The sequence below is a fragment of the Burkholderia sp. Ac-20384 genome (assembly GCF_017104605.1).
GTDB lineage: Bacteria > Pseudomonadota > Gammaproteobacteria > Burkholderiales > Burkholderiaceae > Burkholderia > Burkholderia lata.
Map to the genome: position 1 here is coordinate 1 of NZ_JAAGPE010000677.1, position 1204 is coordinate 1204.

At 60.0% G+C, this 1204-nt stretch carries 1 protein-coding gene; it reads right to left on the reverse strand.

Annotated elements, in window-relative coordinates; genetic code table 11:
* Positions 1-16: 16 nt before the first annotated feature.
* Positions 17-1143 (reverse strand): IS3 family transposase gene (locus tag G3O00_RS42790; protein ID WP_206146606.1). Its coding sequence is split into 2 segments (ribosomal slippage): positions 17-885 and positions 885-1143, totalling 1128 coding nucleotides; the frame shifts between segments, so codons are not numbered across the junction.
* Positions 1144-1204 lie beyond the last annotated feature (61 nt).

Below are 1204 nucleotides of genomic sequence, written 5' to 3' on the forward strand. Positions count from 1 at the left end.
TGACCTGCCCCCGGTTTTAGTCCGGACTGCAGTTAGAGTCCAAGGTTAAAAACTGCTGCTTTGCATCGTGCGCCAAGGCGAACTGCACCGGCGTCAGATAGCCGAGTGAGCTATGAGGCCGCTCGGTGTTGTACTCGATACGCCATTCCTCAATCAGCCGCTTGGCGTGGCGCATTGAGACGAACCAGTGCTCGTTCAGACATTCGTCACGGAATCGCCCGTTGAAGCTCTCGATATAGGCATTCTCCACCGGCTTGCCAGGCCGAATGAACGACAGCGTGACACCGGCTTCGTAGGCCCATGCATCCAGCACCTTACCAGCGAACTCCGGCCCATTGTCGACCGTGATGGATGCGGGTAAGCCTCGCATCTCCTTGAGCCGCTCAAGCACTTGCTGCACGCGTAGGCCCGGCAATGAAGTATCGACCTCGATGGCCAGGCACTCGCGCGTATAGTCGTCGACCACGTTCAGGCATCGAAACCGCCGACCATAGGCCAGCCCGTCAGAAACGAAGTCCATCGACCAGCTCTGATTCGGGCCTGTTGGTAACGGCAGCGGCGTGCGCTCGACAGCCGCAATACGCTTGCGTCGTCGCTTGCGCACGCTCAGCCCCGCCTTGCTGTACAGGCGCCAGATGCGCTTGTGGTTGGCGAAGCAGCCATCCCGCTGCAACAACACGTGAATCCGGCGATAGCCGTAACGGCGCTTCTGCGCGGCGATCGCCATCATCCGGCCAGTCAGCGCTTCGTCGTCAACTCGGCGGCGTGATTCGTAGTGGAACAGCGAGCGCGAAATCCCTACCAGCCCGCAGGCCCGGGTAACACCCATGGCGCGTTCGGTCATCAAGGTTCGGACCGCTTCGCGCTTGGCCTGCGGGCTTGCTACTTTCGGGCCAACAGGTCCTTCAGCGCGGCGTTGTCGAGCATTGATTCGGCCAACAGGCGCTTGAGCTTGCTGTTCTCCTGCTCCAGTTCCTTCAAGCGCTGCGCTTCGGAGACCGTCATCCCGCCGAACTTCGCTTTCCAGTTGTAGTAGGTCGCTTCCGAGATGCCGTACTTGCGGCACAGCTCCGCCGGCTTCAGGCCAGCCTCGGCTTCCTTCAAGATGCTGATGATTTGCTCTTCGGTGAATCGCTTTTTCATTGCCGTTCCTCTCTGGAACGGACTCTACACCGTCACCGTACTAAACGCGGGGAGCAGGTCA